Raw genomic sequence first — 16,111 nt, 5'->3', positions numbered from 1 at the left:
GTAATTCATAAGCGTTACTTTTGTGGAGCTTCTTCGTAGTCCCCATTAGGGCAAACGATTTGACTCCCACCACGAATTTTCTTAGCAACCAGGTAATGCCCGTCCTTAGGGCAATCACGGCCGACGGGCTTGTCCCATGAGACGAAGTCACAGTCTGGATAACGAGAACAGCCGTAGAAGATCCGGTTTTTCTTGGACTTCCGTTCGATGACTTGGCCCTTATGACAAACGGGACAGGTGACGCCAATTTCCTTGACGATTGCCTTGGTATTTCGGCAATCTGGGAAACGGGAACAGGCATAGAACTTACCGTAACGGCCCATCTTAATCACCATGGGTGCGCCACAGATATCACAGTCAAAGCCGGCTGGTTCATCGCGGATCTGGACCTTTTCGATGGCATCTTCGGCGTGTGCCACTTCGGTTGAGAATGGCTTGTAGAAGCTGTCAATAACCTTAACCCAGTCCTGATGACCTTCTTCAATCCCATCCAACTCATGTTCCAAGTTGGCGGTAAAGTCGACGTTAACCACATCTGGGAAGTAGTCGTTGATGATTTGGTCGACAATTTCCCCTAATTCCGTGGGTTCAAAGCGCCGGCCAACCAATTTAACATAGTACCGGCGTTGAATGGTGTCCAACGTTGGGGCATACGTCGATGGACGACCCACCCCATTTTCTTCCAAAGCCTTGATTAGGTTGGCTTCGGAGTAACGTGCAGGCGGCTGAGTAAAGTGTTGTGCCGGATCGGTCTTGGCTAACTTAACCTGGTCACCGATCTCAAGGTCGGGAAGCAGATTATCCTTTTCTTTACCGTCCTTATAAATCTTCAGGAACCCTTCGAACTTCATCTTCGAACCGTTGGCCCGGAATGTCACTCCATTTTGTTCAATGGTTACGGCCATGGTATCCATGATCGCATTGGTCATTTGGCTGGCAACAAACCGGTTCCAAATTAACTGGTAGAGTCGAAATTGGTCCCGCGTCAGCTTTTCTTTAAGGCTGGCTGGGGTCCGGAATACCGAGGTTGGGCGAATGGCTTCATGGGCATCCTGAGCGCCTTCAGGCAACTTACCCTTGATGGGCTTGGTTGCCGCAAACTCGGCCCCATACTTTTCATGAATGAAGGTTGAAGCTTCGTGCTTGGCAATGCTAGAGATCCGGGTGGAGTCGGTCCGCATATAGGTAATAAGCCCTTGCGTCCCTTCCTTACCCAAGTTGATCCCTTCGTAAAGCTGTTGCGCCGCCATCATCGTCTTCCGCGTCCGGAAGTTTAGCTTCCGGTTGGCGTCTTGTTGCATGGAACTCGTCGTGAATGGCGGCTGTGGTGACCGCTTCCGTTCCTTACGAACGACGTTGGTAATATCGAAATTACCTTTGCGGTCGAGCTTATTTAAGATGTCCTGAACGGCATCGTTGTCCTTCAGGCCGGCCTTCTTGCCGTTTAAGCCATAGAAACTGGCGTTAAAGGTGGCACGGCCCTTCTTAAATTCGGTATCGATGGTCCAGTATTCTTCAGGTTGAAAGGCTTTAATTTCCTTTTCCCGTTGAATAATCAATGACAGGGCGATGGATTGGACTCGCCCGGCACTGAGGCCCTTCTTAACCTTTTTCCATAGTAATGGTGAAATGGAATATCCCACCAACCGGTCCAAGATCCGCCGAGCCTGTTGGGCATCGACCAGGTCCATGTCGATCGAACGGGGCGTCTTAAAAGCCTCTTTAACGGCATCTTTAGTGATTTCGTTAAAGGTGACCCGGTTCTTGGCCGTTACGTCTAGATTTAGGACGTGGGCCAAATGCCAAGCAATGGATTCCCCTTCACGGTCAGGGTCAGATGCTAGATAAACGGCTTTGGCCTTCTTGGCTTCGGAACGTAGGCCTTTGATGACATCACCCTTACCCCGAATTGAGATGTAATGTGGGTCATAGTCATGCTCGACATCGACTCCCATTGAACTCTTAGGCAAGTCACGCACGTGGCCCAAACTAGGAACGACCTTGTAAGTCCGTCCTAAATACTTTTCAATCGTTTTAGCCTTTGCGGGCGATTCAACGATAACTAATTTTTTTTGCGGCGCCCGCCGCTTTTTGGTACTGGTTTTGGTTTTTGTCTTGGTAGGCAATGTACATTACTCCCTCGAATGAACAACGAAGATCCCTGTAAGGTCTGGGTTTCGTGTCCCCATAATTGATTATTTTGCGGAATTTTAAGTTCGCGAAATTTTTCACGTTTAATCCCACACATGATATTTCAACATAGGGTGGGTTGTCAACTAAAATTCTTCTATTATATGGCCGGAATTAAGAACTGGCTTTGCCCCCGCTAGAATTAATTCGTTCGTTCCCACCGAATTCTTTTGCGTGATCGGTCCTGGAACCGCAAGAATATTTCGGTTTTCCTGTAGGCCAATATTGGCGGTAATCAGACTTCCCGAATGGTGAGCGGCCTCCACGACGAGGATGGTCCGTGCCAATCCGGCAATGATACGGTTTCGTTCCGGAAAATGATGGCGCGCTCCGGGAGTTCCCAACGGATACTCCGAGAGCACCAGTTGTTCCCGCATCAACGTTGTCATGAGATCGCGGTTGCTGGCCGGATAACAGCGGTCGAGCCCGGTACCGATCACGGCCACGGTCTGCCCGTGATGGGCCAAGGCAACCTGATGACCTAGCGTATCGACGCCCTGGGCCAGCCCGGAGACAATACAAATCTGGTGATCGACGACGGCAGGCAATAGGCAACGCATGGCTTGGATGGCATACGCTGTGGGCTGCCGCGACCCAACGACCGCTAACTGTGTGGCCTGTAATAAACGAACGTCGCCCCGAAAGTATAGAGCAACCGGTGGCGCATAAATCTCACGCAGCTGGTCGGGATAGGCTTGATCAGCAATGGTCAGGCAGCCGCCAAAGATCAAATTTTTACGGACTTGGTCGTCGAGTCTTGGCGAGAATAGTTGCTCTCTGATCGCAATGGCTTGTGGACTCGTCAAGGTTGTCTCGCGACAGAGCTGGTCGACTAAGTCCGCCGTGAGTCCTGATAAAGTTGGCCGGGCTTGAATCCAATGCCAACAAGTTCGGCAAGCCTGCTGCCCGATGCCAGAAATCAGTGGTAAACGCATGAAAAAATCACGAAGTGTCAGTTGCATAGCCGCAACCTCCCTTTTCCTCTTTTGAGGATTAACTCCGTGATGACTGCTTAATTATCTTTTGTACCGGTGAAAAAGTTGTCCGATGAATCGGGGTAACCCCGCGGTCCGCGAGTCCAGTCAGGTGTTCCTTGGTGCCATAACCGGCATTGTTGGCGAACCCATAACCGGGGTATAGGACGTCGTAGGTGGCCATCAAATGGTCACGGTAGACCTTGGCCACGATGCTGGCTGCCGCGACGCTAGCGCTTTTTGCATCGCCTTTGATTAAGCGGGTTTGCGGAACCTGAACGGGGATCTGCATGGCATCAACGATTAGCTGCTGTGGGACAACCCCTAATCCCATGACCGCCCGCCGCATGGCCACCCGAGTAGCCTGGTAGATATTGATCTGGTCGATTAACTTGGGACTACCGATTCCCACGCTCACGGCCACCGCTTGCTCCAGGATCAAGGGATAAAGTCGTTCCCGTTCCTTGGCGGTTAACTGCTTAGAGTCATTCACCCAGGGAATATCAAAGTTGCGTGGTAAGATGACGGCACTGGTGACAACGGGGCCCGCCAGCGGGCCGCGCCCCACTTCGTCGATCCCAGCAACCTGGTCGCCTTGGGCCCAGAAGGTCCGCTCGTACTTGAGTCGTGCTTGAAAGGCCATTTCGGCGGCCTGAGCCTTGGCGATCCGCCGCTCAATTTGGCCGACTAATTGTTGGGCTCCCTTACGTGAATCCAAACGAAGCGTGGTTAAACGCTCATCTTTGAGGCTAACCACGTCGTTTAGATTCTGTTTTAGTTGGCTGAGGCTGGGTTGCTTAGTCACTGGCTGTCACCTCGCCTTGAGGTGCTCGATCCAAGGTAAATCCGCCAAGTTTTTTTCGCCGAGCATCTTGAATGAGGCGTTCACTGCCCCGTTCGTAGTCGTCTCGCATACCAATCTTACTGGTAATTTTCAGTAAAAGATCGACGTCACTCAGAGCCAGGTCAGCAGTACTTAAGTGGTAACGGTCCTGCAAAGCGTCCGCGTGATATTGACGGAAGAACCCCAATGCATACAGAGCGACATCGTCCTTAGCATACAGTTTTTCTTTGATAGCTCCGGTCAGAGCCAGTTTGAGCGCTGTTTCTTGATCCTTGAATTTTGGCCAGAGAATTCCGGGGGTATCCAGGAGTTCCAGTTGTTTGCTGGAACGTAGCCATTGTTGCCCCTTGGTAACCCCCGGGGTATTGCCAACCTGGGCTGCCTTGCGGTTAACCAAATGGTTCAGCAAGGTAGATTTGCCCACATTGGGCACCCCAACCGTCATGGCCCGAACTGGCCGTTCCTTCAGTCCTTTGGCCTGTTCCGCAGCTAATTTATCTGCCAAAAGATTGAGTGCCAGTTTCGTAATTTGTTTTGGGGTCACGTTGGCCCGAGAATCAATCGCAATCGCGCCCTTACCCTGACTACGGTAGTATCGAATCCAGGCTGCGGTTTGTTGCGGATCGGCCAAGTCCTGCTTGGTCAAGATGATTAAATGGGGCTTGTCCTTAGCGATCCGGGCAATCTCGGGATTTCTAGAGGCACCGGGAATTCGAGCATCGACGAGTTCAAATACAATATCGACCAGGTGAATATTTTCTTCCATCTGGCGAATGGCCTTGGCCATATGGCCGGGGAACCATTGAATGTTGCTCATAAGTTAATCTCCTTTGTTCATACAAAACGATTTATCGTTAATTTTAGCGCAGCAACTCTCACTCGGGAAATTGGGGCACTACCGATTGTTTAGGACGTCGCTAAACGGATTTTCGCTGGAGCTGACCAATTAGGCTAGTGCAGCGAGATAGAGTTGCCAAGCATCGTCAAAGATGGTCATCGATGGCAAGTAGCCGGCATTTTCCTCCAAATATTTTGAGATCTCGGTAAAGTCAGTTTCTTGTTTAGGAAAGGAACTGTCATAGAAGGCATTGTTGGCAAAAGTCGCGACCGGATCATAACTTTCGGGGTTACGTTGGGTCATTAGATATTGGTAAAAAGACTTTGGCATCTAAATCCTCCTTAGTTTTTGGGAATCCGGGCCTGGAAGACAAATTTTCCGGCGCCATTTAAATCAATCTTTTTGGCGGCATAGGACAACTTCTTGCCATGGCCAATGGCTGTTAAGTGTAAGGTCATCGTTTCATCCTTCACATTCATGGCGACCCACTTTGGTAACGGATAATTTTTATCGATGTAGCTCATCACAAAGCTTACCGGGACCGGTAAAGACCCAATTGAAAGTTTCTGCGCCTTTAATTTTACGTCCCCGGACGGCAAGACCGTTGGGTTAAACAGTAACACAAAGTTTACATTAGCCCCTAAGACTTTGGTCGAACCAGTCAGCATCGCGTGGTCGGTGACCTGGAAACGATACTTCAGTGGGTGTCCCTTCAAGGACTTGTTCACGTAGTAGTCGGCCAGGGCATTCACCTGTTTCTTGTTAAGCGTCACATTGACGTTAGTTCCACCGGTGACGGTCTTCGTGGTCGTAGCCGCTTGGTTACCCGAGAACACTTTGACACTCACGGTAACCGCGGTTAGTAGGATAATGGTGACTAGGGCAATAAAGCCCCACTTCCACCAATTCCGTGGTGCATTCGTTTTGGCACGTCGTTGCATGAATTAGGTTCCTCCTTACTTCAATAACCATTGCTGATGAGCCTGCATCTGCCGATAGGCATAGCGAGTCATCAGTCGATACCCCTTGGCATTTGGGTGAAAATGGTCTTCGTTGGACAAATAATCGTTGAGCTCGTCGCTACTATCACTCGCTAATATCTGAGTTTGGAAACTCTGGGCAGATAATTTGCCATCGTTAGCCTTTTGGGCGTCTCGTTTGAGCTTAGCCTGCTGCGTGGCCGACTTGAATTGGCCGACCGACATGGCCCGGCTGATGTTCACCATGTAAAGGTGGTCAAAGCCAGTGGCCGTTGCAATGGTCTTAGCATTCCAATCGTCGACTGCCTCCGTAATCTGATTCAGGTTGGCAAAGTAGACGTAGATCGGGTTATAAATCGTATAGAGATAAATGGGGGCATCTGGATTCAGTTCACGCACCACGGTCAACAACGACCTCAATCTTTTCTGATAGGCCGTTTCCGCCGAATCCAGTTGATGATTCAACTTCGATTGCTGGTTGATGGTGACATTTTTGGTTAGAGTTTGCAACAGATCATTGCCGCCGACGGTCATGGTAATGGCCTGAGCCTTCTTGACTTGACGTTGCATTTTACGACTCGCAGTGAGCCGTTGCTCGATCTGGTCACTCCGATCGCCCGACTTGCCATAGTTATGCATGATCACGCGCACGTGGTCCTTCTCATGAATCATGGTTTTTAATCGGCCGGTATAACCACCCTGCTTCTGATGGTCACCGACGCCTTCGGTTAAGGAGTCTCCTAATGCCACCACGCGAACCACTGACCGTTTGTTGTTTGGGGTACTTGAGACGGTTGTCCGCGCGCCCGGATGCCAATACGTGACGACAGCTAGGATAATTAAGACGACCAGCAAGGCAACCCCAATCACCTTGCTTAGATTTTTGAGTTTCATGTTAGATCCCCCTCAGGATAAAGAAAAAGCGGTGACGTCGCCACCCCTTCTTCCAAGAACACAGTTACTATTTAGTTGGGTCGGTATAGTACATCAGAGCAAACGCACCCATACCACCATGAGTGGCGATGATTGGGACGGTCTCACGTACTAACACATCTTGCTTAGGGAATAGTTCGTGCAGGTGGCTGGTGACCTTGTCGACGGACTCAAAGGCCTCAACATGTGAGATTCCCATCGCCATGATGTCTGGCGTTTGTTTCATTTGGTCATAGACTTTATCAAAGTACCGGTCAATGGTCTTCATTCCCCGACCCTTAGCCCGGATCTTGAGTTCACCACCCGTAACTTGGAGAACGACTTTGATATTTAATAACGAGGTTAACATACCTGCCGCGCGGCTTAAACGGCCACCCTTTAGAATGTTCTCTAAGGTCACAATCCCCATAAAGAGATGGGTGTGATCACGAACGGCCACGGCCCGGTCAAGAATGGTTTGCTTATCGGCGTCGGCCGCTGCAAGCTTGGCCGCTTCAACGACCTGAAAACCCAGAGCTTGGTCGGTGTATTGGCTATCAACTACGGTCACGTCGGTCTTAGTCAATTGCGCAGCCTGTTCGGCGGTGTGGACGGTACCACTGATAGCCGCTAACATGGTAAAACAGATTACGGAACTGCCGTCTGCTCCCAACTTGTCAAAGGTCTCAACAAACTTGCCTAATGGTGGTTGGCTGGTCTTTGGTAAGGTCTTCGACGTTTTCATTTTTTCGATAAATTCTTTATTTGTGATGGATTCCCGTTCAACGTAAATCGTGTCATCAATCATGACCGTTAACGGGATGATGGTGATGTCGTAATCTTGGATTTGCTGTTCGGTAAGCCCGGCAGACGAATCCGTAACGATTTTAATTTTAGCCATTAGGTCCCACTCTTTCTAACCAGAGAATTTGGTTTATGCTACAATATGCGTAATGAAACATACAGTAGTAGTATAGCAGAGTTAATAACATTTTTTAAGTAGGAGTTATCGGGCTTGGCTGCCCGCTAACCCTGTTAGGAGGATTGAGCTTGCCAAATACACGGAGCCGTACCTATCAGATCATTAATGAAATCTTAAACGCCGCCACTCATGGAATTGGTGCCGCCTTGAGTATTGCGGGATTGGTCATCTTGATTCTACAAGCCCACGCCCACGGGGGCGTCCTAAGGATGACCACCTTTACCATTTATGGCATCATTCTAGTCTTATTCTATTTAGCTTCAACCCTATTTCATAGCCTGTACTTTACTCGCGCCAGCCACGTGTTTCAAATATTTGATCACTGTGCTATCTACCTCCTGATTGCCGGAACCTATACGCCTTTCAGCCTGGTGGTGGTTGGCGGTAAGCTTGGTTGGACGATGTTTGGCATCATTTGGGCCATGGCCATCCTGGGAATTATTTACAAGGCCATTTGGTTGGGCCAATACCAAAAGCTCTCAACGATCATCTATGTGGTCATGGGCTGGATGTGTCTCATGGGGATTCAACCCCTGTATCACGGCTTAGGCCCCGTTGGATTCCTACTGTTATTCTTGGGTGGTGTGGCATTTACCGCAGGCGCCGTTCTTTATAGCTTCAAGAACGTGCCCTTTGGTCATGTCATCTGGCACCTGTTTGTCATGCTGGGCACGGCCCTCATGTACTTCAGCATCTTGTTATACGCCTAAACCCAAATGAAAATGGATGTGAGAAATTAATTTCTCACATCCATTTTTTAGTTACGTTGATATTGTTCAAATCGATAATCATATGGATTGGCGGCATCATGCATACCCGTTTGACATTTCACCAAGTTAAATTGGTCATAGTCAATCGCGGGCATCCAAGTGTCGCCACGAAAGTCGGCATCAATGACGGTGCGGTAGAGCCAATCGACATCATCCAGTAATGCCGCAAAAATTTGGGCGCCGCCCACGACGAACAGCTTCTCGGTTGGCCGTTCACGGGCATACCCACGGATAGCCTCGATGCTGTGAAGGATCACAACCTCATCTGGAAACTTTTCCGCAGCTTGATGGGTGACCACCACATTTGTTCGGTTAGGTAGTGGCCGCTTAAACGATGCGAAGGTTTTGGCCCCCGCGATAACCGTGTGACCAGTCGTAGCGGTCTTAAAGAAGTGCATGTCAGCGGGTAAATGCCAAGGTAATTGCCCGTTTTGACCAATCACCCCATCGTGACCTTCCGCCCAAAGAAAGATTAACATCAGAATACCACCCTTCTAGACGGCAACTGGCGCTTTAATCGCCGGTGCCGGATCGTAACCAGTGAGCTTAATATCGGCCATTTCATAATCAAAAATGCTGGACTTGTCGGGATTCAACCAGAGCTGTGGCGCTGCCTTAGGGGTTCGCGTCAACTGCTCCGTAATCTGGTCAATGTGATTGCTGTAAATGTGGGCGTCACCTAGGGTGTGAACGAAGTCACCCACCTCCAGACCGACTTCCTTAGCAATTAAGGAGGTTAGCAGGGCATAGCTCGCGATATTAAACGGCACGCCTAGGAAGATGTCTCCGCTCCGCTGATAAAGCTGACAGCTCAATTTACCGTCGTTGACGTAGAATTGGAATAACGTGTGACAAGGTGGCAATGCCATGGAAGGCACATCGGCCGGATTCCAAGCTGAAACGATCATCCGGCGTGAATCCGGATGAGTTCGCAAGGTTTCAATGACGTTGGCCAGTTGGTCAATGGTTTCGCCATTGTGCCCTTGCCAGGCCCGCCACTGGCTACCGTAAACCAGCCCCAGGTCGCCATACTTGTCGCCGAAGACCTGATCGTTCAAAACACGCTCGCAGAAGGTGTTCTTTTCCGCTTGGTACTGAGCGTTAAAATCCGGATCGGTCAAAGAACGTCGACCGAAATCGGTCATGTCTGGCCCCTGATAGTCTGAACTTTCGACATACCGCTGAAAGGCCCACTCGTCCCAAATGTGATTATGATGCTGGAGCAGGTAACGGATATTCGTATCGCCCTTTAAGAACCACAGCAGTTCCGACTTGATTAAGCCGAAGGGAACTTTTTTGGTGGTTAGGAGTGGGAAACCTTCTTGAAGGTTAAACCGCATCTGGTAGCCAAATAAACTAATCGTTCCAGTACCCGTACGGTCGGTTTTCTTGTGACCGGTCGTGAGCACCGTTTTTGCTAAATCTAGATAGGCATCTTCTAACATGGTTGCCGCTCCTATTCCGCGTATTCGCTCAAGTATTCCCAACGCGTCATCTTATCGTCGAGTTGCTGATCGAGGTCATCTAGTTGTGATTGTAATTCGGCCAGCTTGCCATAGTCATCACCGTTGGCGTTCATCGCCGTTTGAACCTGTGACTTTTGATCCTCCAGGCCATCAATCTCGCCTTCAATACCTTCCCATTCCTTTTGTTCGGCATAGGTCAGCTTGACCTTTTTCTTCGGTTGGTCCGAGGGACTATTTGCCGGCTTGGCGGGTGCCTTTGGTTTGGCCTTGGTCGCCTGCTTGGATTCCGCTTGGCTGGCAGCCAGGTAGCTACTAAATTGACCAGAATACCGATCAATCTTACCGTTACCATCGAAGATGAGTAACCGGTCGGCGACCTTATCCAGGAAGTACCGGTCATGAGAAACCGTGATCACAGTGCCAGCGAATTGGGAAATGTAGTCTTCCAGTACCGTCAACGTGCTGATATCCAAGTCATTGGTCGGTTCATCTAGGAGTAAAACGTTTGGTTGTTCCATCAGGAGCTTCAGCAGGTAGAGCCGGCGCTTCTCCCCACCAGAAAGCTTGCGGATTAGGGTCCCATGCATAAACCTTGGGAACAGGAATTGTTCGAGAAGCTCCGTAACACTAACGGAATTCCCTTGCTTATCGGTCACCTGTTGGCCAACTTCGGATAGATAACTAATCATTCGCTTGTCTTCGGGAATGGGCTCGATTTGTTGGGTATAGTAGGCCATCTTGACCGTTTCTCCAATCGAGATGATCCCAGAATCCAAGGGTAGGCGGTCGGCGATAACGTTCAACAGGCTGGACTTCCCCGCGCCGTTTTCCCCACTGATCCCGATGCGTTCACCACCCTGAATCAGGTCACTGAAGTCCTTCAGGATCACATGCCCGCCTAAGGATAAACTGGCATCTTTGAGTTCGATAACCTTTTTACCAAGTCGTTGTTGACCCAGTGAAATGGCGACATGATGTTCAACTTGGCGGGTTCCTTGTTGACTCTCAATGTCATTGAACCGATTGATCCGGGCCTGCTGCTTGGTTGAACGGGCCTGCGCACCCGCGCGCATCCAGGCTAATTCCTGCTGGTAGAGGCGCTTTTGTTTCTTCTCGGCCTCAGCCTCCAAGTTGACGCGTTCGGCTTTTTGTTGGACGTAAGCCTGGTAATTTCCAGGATACTGATAGAGCTTCCCGAAGTCGAGTTCCCAAATCTGGTTGGCAATTTGGTCCAGGAAGTACCGGTCATGGGTCACGACCAGTAAGGCCCCTTTGTAGGAAGCCAAGTACTGTTGCAGCCAGGCAATCGAATCGAAGTCCAAGTGGTTTGTCGGTTCGTCTAGTAATAGTAAGTCAGGCGATTGAATCAAGACCTGTGCTAGGCCAACTCGCTTGATTTGGCCACCGGACATGGTCTTAATCGATTGTGACAGATCGGTGATCTTCAATTGGGTTAGGATGGTTTTAACGTCGCTCTCAGCCGTCCAGGCCTCTTCTTCGTTCATCTGGGCTTCCGCATCCAGATACCGTTTCTGATCCGTGTCGTCTTCCGGATGAGCCCCATAAGCCGCTAATGCCGCCTCGTATCGCCGAATCGTGACGAAGACTGGCTGGTCACCGGAGAATACGGCGTCCATCACCGTTAGGTTCTCATCCAGATCGGGCTTTTGCGTTAAATACCCAATGGTGTAGTCCTTAGGCGTGGTGAGCTCCCCATCGGGTTCGTTAGCAATCCCGGCCAAAGTGTTCAGTAGTGACGTCTTCCCACTCCCATTGACCCCGATCAGGCCAATACGATCGTGTTCATTAATAATGAAGTTAAGATCATCGAATAAGGTTTTTTCTCCGTAAGTTCGATGTAAATGTTCCGCTCTTAATGTCTGCATAATCTCTTCACTTTCTTATCTTACAGTCTATGATTACTGAATTGCCGCAATCAGTTGGGACGCATCGTTGGTCAGTTCACCGCAAACGACTCGTTGCTCGAGCGTTTGCAGGTCCTGACCTAATTGTGGTCCCGGTTGCACGCCGGCCTGCATGAGATCGCGACCGGTGACGGCAAGTTCTTTCTTGGATTGAATGGGTAAGTCGGCCCATTGTGTGGCTAATTGTGACCCGCGATCGGGTGCTCCCAAGATGAGCGCCACCTCGTTGGCAATGGTGAGTCGCTCACCGCCGCACTGGTAGACCTCCCAGGGTTGGAGTTCACGCTCCAACAATAATCGCGCGGCAGTAGTTGTTGCTTGAACGTCCGTAATCATTTGATTAGCGGTTTTCCAGGCCTTCAAAAAGGGGCTAATTTGACTAGCATCCAGGCTAAATTGGGTGGTCAATAGGCTCCATGCCGCCGTTTCGGAGGACATTCCCGTGCTCAGTCGCTCACTGAGGTCGTTCAGTGAAGCCTCATGCCCAGAAAACTCTGGGCAGTATTGCCAAAGACCGGTTGTCATAAACGCAGCCAGACCGCGCTTAGGGGTCTGTCCTTGCAGGAGCTTGAGAAGTTCAACCTGTGTCCGTTCAACCGCAATCTTTGCCAGTAACGACGCGTGATCGGCAATCGCCGTCAAGGTTGCTGGTACGATGGTAAAGTCCAGTTGACTGGCAAAACGCACGGCCCGCATCATCCGCAAAGCATCCTCATGAAAACGCTGCTCCGGATCCCCAACGGCTCGCAGTTGCTTGGCCGATAAGTCGGCTAGGCCATCGAACAGGTCGATGACTTCCCCATTTTCCTTCATCGCCAGGGCATTAATTGTAAAGTCCCGTCGCTTCAAGTCTTCAGCTAGTGACCGGACGAAGGTGACCTGGTCGGGCCGTCGATAATCGGTATAGGTTGATTCTGATCGAAAGGTTGTCGTTTCGTAGCCGGTTCCATGGTCTAAGATCATCACGGTACCGTGTTCGATGCCGGTGTCCACGGTCCGTTTGAACAGGCGCTTAACCTCTTCCGGATAGGCACTGGTGGCAATATCAACGTCATGGATTTTTTTGCCTAGGATGGTATCGCGGACGCTTCCCCCGACAAAATAGGCCTCGTAGCCGGCAGCTTCAATCGTTTGCAGAACTGGTCGCGCCAATTCAAATTCTTGTGGTAAGTGTTCTAGTTTCAAATTATTCACCCTTCTACCAGCAATTTCTGTTGTGGTTCCCTATGTCAGTCTAACAGATTCCCTGTCAGAATTGAATTGAAACCCCGAATTGGTCCCGTGGTTTCACCGGTTCCTGTGCTATGATGAAAGGTAGTAAACGTCTTCGGCGAGGAGTAGATTTGGATGAGTACGAGTAAGGATGAATCAATTCGGTTAATTGACTTAGTCATGATTGGCATTGGTTGTGCCATGTTTGGTTTTGGGCTGGTCTTTTTCAACATCGCAAACCATTTGGCGGACGGTGGGGTATCAGGGATCACGCTTATTTTTCGGGCCTTGTTTCACATCGATCCAGCTTACTCGACCATTATCATTAACGTGCCCCTGATCTTGATTGGCTGGCGGTATCTAGGTCGGCAATCTCTAATTTATACCATTTATGGCACCTTCATGCTGTCCCTGTTCTTATGGGTTTGGCAACGAGTCCCCATCCATATCGCCCTACACGGTGACCTGCTACTGTCTGCTCTGGGTGCTGGAATTATCGGTGGATTTGGCTCTGGGTTGTTGTACCGGTATGGTGGAACAACCGGAGGGACCGATATCATTGCCCGAATCTTTGAACGTTTTCGGGGCGTCCCCATGGGTCAGACACTCCTGTGGCTGGATGTGATTGTGCTGATGTTTTCATTGGTCTATATCGATATTCAACACATGGCCTACACCCTGATTTATTCCTACGTCTTTGCTCGAATTGTTAATTTCACTCAGGAAGGCGCCTATGCTGCTCGGGGCGTCATCGTGGTTTCCGATTTACATCAGGCGATTGCGGATGAGATCATGGATGAGCTCCAACGAGGGGTTAGCCTCATTCATGGAGAAGGCGGCTACTCCCACCAGCAACGACAAATGATTTACGTCGTCGTAGCCCCTAGTGAGTTACACCGGCTTCGACAAATCATTCAGCGGAACGATCCGCGTGCGTTTGTCTCCGTGATTAACGTGAATGAAGCTTTAGGTGAAGGATTTAGTTTTGAAATTCCTCAGAAAAACTGGTTCAGTCGGTTTCGACATTGAGTTCTGGGTTGGCAACCGCGGTTTTTGCGGTTGCTTTTTTTGATGGAGATAAGTTAAAGTAATTATTGTGTGCTAACTAAAAAGGCAACCTCAATTAAGAAGTTACCCCGGGAATTATTAGTCTTGATAACCTTCTAACATCATCGCCATGTCGGCATCGTCTGGTACCACCTGCAGATAAGCCTTCAGCAGCTTAACTACTTGGTCACTAGCCCCTTCTTCTCGATAGAAGTAGATCGCTGACTGTAAGAAGTCCGCCTGGTCCATGAAGAATGGTTGCGCAGCATCATAATACTTGCGTGCCAGCTCAAAGTCTTCTTGGTGTTCGGCGGTCGCTGCTAAATTCCAATACAACTGGGGATCGGCGTCGTCGTTCTTCACGTACGGTTGAACCAACTTGGCGTTATCCGCCCACCGTTCTTGCTTGACGTACAGATTACTCAATTGAATAACCGCGTTCAGATCGTCCCCATCGAGCTCATGCCCATGTTCCAGGTAGGATTCCGCCAGCTTCTCATCATCCAATTTAGTGGCGACGTGCGCCGCTTGCAGCCAAAGCTTCTCATTGTACTGGTCAACCCCCAAACCTTCTTGGAGCGTCGTCAAGGCCTCAGGAAGGCGGTTCTCTTCCTCGAGGGCCTGTCCCAGGTACGGGTACAGTGAGGTGTAATGCGCATCGGTATCCTTTAATTCCTCAAACAACCGGATGGCCGACGTCCGGTCCTTCAATTGAAGGTAAGTAAATGCCGTTTCAAATTTAACGTCCGGAGTCATTTCACCAGAGTGAATCTGCTTCAGGTACCCAATCGCCTGTTCAAAACGCCCGGCGTTAGCATATGCCACTCCAAGCCGTTCAACGATATTCACCCGAGACAGCGTGGTCGTCCCCGCCATAATCAGATCCAAATACAGCGGAATCGCCTTCTGAAATTCTCGCATGGTAAAATATAATTCCGCTAGGGCAAACGTGATGACCGGCTCGTCTGGTGCCAATTCTTTAGCCGTTAGGAGCTTCTGTTCGCTGACCTCGAATAGTTCCTGGGTTTGGTACAGATCGGCCGCTACCAGCAGAGATTCAACATATGCGGGAGAATCCGGCTTAACCTGGTTCAAGTAATCCAGCGCCTCATCGTTCTTATCCTCGTCGATGGCGATGTCGGCCAAATTAGTCCGCAATTCGTCTTCGTCGGGAAACTTTTCGAGCAGTTTTTCATAAATTCGCCGAGACTGATTCAAGAAGCCTAGGGAGTAGAGCTCTTCTGCCAGACTAAACAGGGTATCGTCGTCATCGTGGCGCAGTGCCAAGGCGTACTGCTTCTTAAAGTCCTCAAGTTGCCCCTTTTCCAATTGATCTAATGCTGATTGTGCATAGCTCATGACCCGCCTCCATTACGTGTTTTTGTTTTAATGTTCAATTTAATTTTAGCGTATTAAAAAACCAGCCCAGTAAGGACCGGACTGGCCTTTCAACGGTTAAATAATTAATTTAATTACTTAACAGCATCCTTCAAAGCTTTACCTGGCTTGAATGCAGGTACCTTGCTTGCAGGAATTTGGATTTCTTGTCCAGTTTGTGGGTTACGGCCCTTACGAGCTGCACGTTCACGAACTTCAAAGTTACCAAAGCCGATCAATTGAACCTTTTCGCCTTTTGCTAACGTTGCTTGGACAGAATCGAAGACTGCGTCTACAGCAGCCGTTGCGTCCTTTTTAGTTAAGCCAGTTGCAGTTGCAACATCGCTAACCAATTGTGCTTTGTTTGCCATGTGTGAATTCACCTCCTGAATAGAAGCTTAGATGAATGAACATCTAGTGGTCATTTTTGAGTGGTCCAAAAATGATGAAACAAATACGGTCAGCCGCATCATTTCTTTATCAAAGATAGCACAGGAAGCCTTGTATGACAAGGGATAACGGCATTTTTTACTAATTAACAGCTCAAAATTCTCATTTTTACTGAAAAATCGTTAAAATCCTGTTAAAACCCTT

16 protein-coding genes are annotated in these 16,111 nt (G+C 49.5%); 2 read left to right on the top strand and 14 right to left on the bottom strand.

Features of this window, described 5'->3' with window-relative positions:
- Positions 1 to 14 precede the first annotated feature (14 nt).
- The 8 genes from topA to LSE01S_RS06895 form a co-directional block, all read right to left on the bottom strand.
- The gene (gene topA, locus LSE01S_RS06930) at positions 15 to 2,126 is read right to left on the bottom strand and encodes a type I DNA topoisomerase (protein WP_061776904.1); all 2,112 of its coding nucleotides are present in this window, start codon (positions 2,124 to 2,126) and stop codon (positions 15 to 17) included.
- A gap of 150 nt (positions 2,127 to 2,276) precedes the next feature.
- Positions 2,277 to 3,152, bottom strand: a complete 876-nt coding sequence (gene dprA, locus LSE01S_RS06925; RefSeq protein WP_061776903.1) for a DNA-processing protein DprA — start codon at positions 3,150 to 3,152, stop codon at positions 2,277 to 2,279.
- 31 nt (positions 3,153 to 3,183) lie between these two features.
- Entirely contained in the window at positions 3,184 to 3,969 is a 786-nt protein-coding gene (gene rnhB / locus LSE01S_RS06920) for a ribonuclease HII (protein WP_061776902.1), read from the bottom strand.
- Positions 3,962 to 4,825 carry a ribosome biogenesis GTPase YlqF gene (ylqF, locus tag LSE01S_RS06915; protein ID WP_061776901.1) on the bottom strand — a complete coding sequence of 288 codons (864 nt, stop codon included), beginning with the start codon at positions 4,823 to 4,825 and terminating at the stop codon, positions 3,962 to 3,964. The genes rnhB and ylqF overlap by 8 nt, the downstream gene beginning before the upstream one ends.
- Positions 4,826 to 4,954: 129 nt before the next feature.
- Positions 4,955 to 5,176, bottom strand: a complete 222-nt coding sequence (locus LSE01S_RS06910) for a YozE family protein (protein WP_061776900.1) — start codon at positions 5,174 to 5,176, stop codon at positions 4,955 to 4,957.
- 11 nt (positions 5,177 to 5,187) lie between these two features.
- A complete protein-coding gene (locus tag LSE01S_RS06905; RefSeq protein WP_061776899.1) occupies positions 5,188 to 5,787 on the bottom strand; it encodes a YpmS family protein in 600 nt (199 codons plus the stop codon).
- Between the two features lie 15 nt (positions 5,788 to 5,802).
- Positions 5,803 to 6,720: a GDSL-type esterase/lipase family protein gene (locus tag LSE01S_RS06900; RefSeq protein ID WP_061776898.1), complete on the bottom strand. Its 918-nt coding sequence runs from the start codon at positions 6,718 to 6,720 to the stop codon at positions 5,803 to 5,805.
- A gap of 67 nt (positions 6,721 to 6,787) precedes the next feature.
- Positions 6,788 to 7,639 carry a DegV family protein gene (locus tag LSE01S_RS06895; RefSeq protein ID WP_061776897.1) on the bottom strand — a complete coding sequence of 284 codons (852 nt, stop codon included), beginning with the start codon at positions 7,637 to 7,639 and terminating at the stop codon, positions 6,788 to 6,790.
- Positions 7,640 to 7,788: 149 nt separating this feature from the next.
- Between LSE01S_RS06895 and trhA the strand changes: the two genes are divergently transcribed.
- Positions 7,789 to 8,430: a PAQR family membrane homeostasis protein TrhA gene (gene trhA / locus LSE01S_RS06890; RefSeq protein WP_061776896.1), complete on the top strand. Its 642-nt coding sequence runs from the start codon at positions 7,789 to 7,791 to the stop codon at positions 8,428 to 8,430.
- A 47-nt stretch (positions 8,431 to 8,477) separates the two neighbouring features.
- On the opposite strand, the gene LSE01S_RS06885 is transcribed toward trhA, so the two are convergent.
- The 4 genes from LSE01S_RS06885 to LSE01S_RS06870 are packed head-to-tail and all read right to left on the bottom strand — an operon-like array spanning position 8,478 to position 13,066.
- Positions 8,478 to 8,969, bottom strand: a complete 492-nt coding sequence (locus LSE01S_RS06885) for a dihydrofolate reductase (RefSeq protein ID WP_061776895.1) — start codon at positions 8,967 to 8,969, stop codon at positions 8,478 to 8,480.
- A gap of 15 nt (positions 8,970 to 8,984) precedes the next feature.
- Complete coding sequence (locus LSE01S_RS06880; RefSeq protein WP_061776894.1) at positions 8,985 to 9,935, bottom strand: thymidylate synthase; 951 nt, start codon at positions 9,933 to 9,935, stop codon at positions 8,985 to 8,987.
- Between the two features lie 11 nt (positions 9,936 to 9,946).
- Complete coding sequence (locus tag LSE01S_RS06875) at positions 9,947 to 11,842, bottom strand: ABC-F family ATP-binding cassette domain-containing protein (RefSeq protein WP_061776893.1); 1,896 nt, start codon at positions 11,840 to 11,842, stop codon at positions 9,947 to 9,949.
- Between the two features lie 33 nt (positions 11,843 to 11,875).
- On the bottom strand, positions 11,876 to 13,066 hold the full coding sequence (locus LSE01S_RS06870) for a CCA tRNA nucleotidyltransferase (RefSeq protein ID WP_061776892.1): 1,191 nt from the start codon (positions 13,064 to 13,066) through the stop codon (positions 11,876 to 11,878).
- Between the two features lie 162 nt (positions 13,067 to 13,228).
- Here LSE01S_RS06870 and LSE01S_RS06865 point away from each other — a divergent pair, with 162 nt between their 5' ends.
- Positions 13,229 to 14,122, top strand: coding sequence for a YitT family protein (locus tag LSE01S_RS06865; RefSeq protein WP_061776891.1), 894 nt, complete (start codon positions 13,229 to 13,231; stop codon positions 14,120 to 14,122).
- Between the two features lie 117 nt (positions 14,123 to 14,239).
- On the opposite strand, the gene LSE01S_RS06860 is transcribed toward LSE01S_RS06865, so the two are convergent.
- Entirely contained in the window at positions 14,240 to 15,499 is a 1,260-nt protein-coding gene (locus LSE01S_RS06860) for a tetratricopeptide repeat protein (protein ID WP_061776890.1), read from the bottom strand.
- A gap of 113 nt (positions 15,500 to 15,612) precedes the next feature.
- A complete protein-coding gene (hbs, locus tag LSE01S_RS06855; RefSeq protein ID WP_011667553.1) occupies positions 15,613 to 15,888 on the bottom strand; it encodes a non-specific DNA-binding protein Hbs in 276 nt (91 codons plus the stop codon).
- Between the last annotated feature and the right edge of the window lie 223 nt (positions 15,889 to 16,111).

It is taken from the genome of Levilactobacillus senmaizukei DSM 21775 = NBRC 103853 (assembly GCF_001592085.1).
Taxonomy (GTDB): domain Bacteria; phylum Bacillota; class Bacilli; order Lactobacillales; family Lactobacillaceae; genus Levilactobacillus; species Levilactobacillus senmaizukei.
The sequence above is the reverse complement of the archived record's forward strand: the minus strand, read 5'-3'. Positions and strand labels throughout refer to the sequence as shown.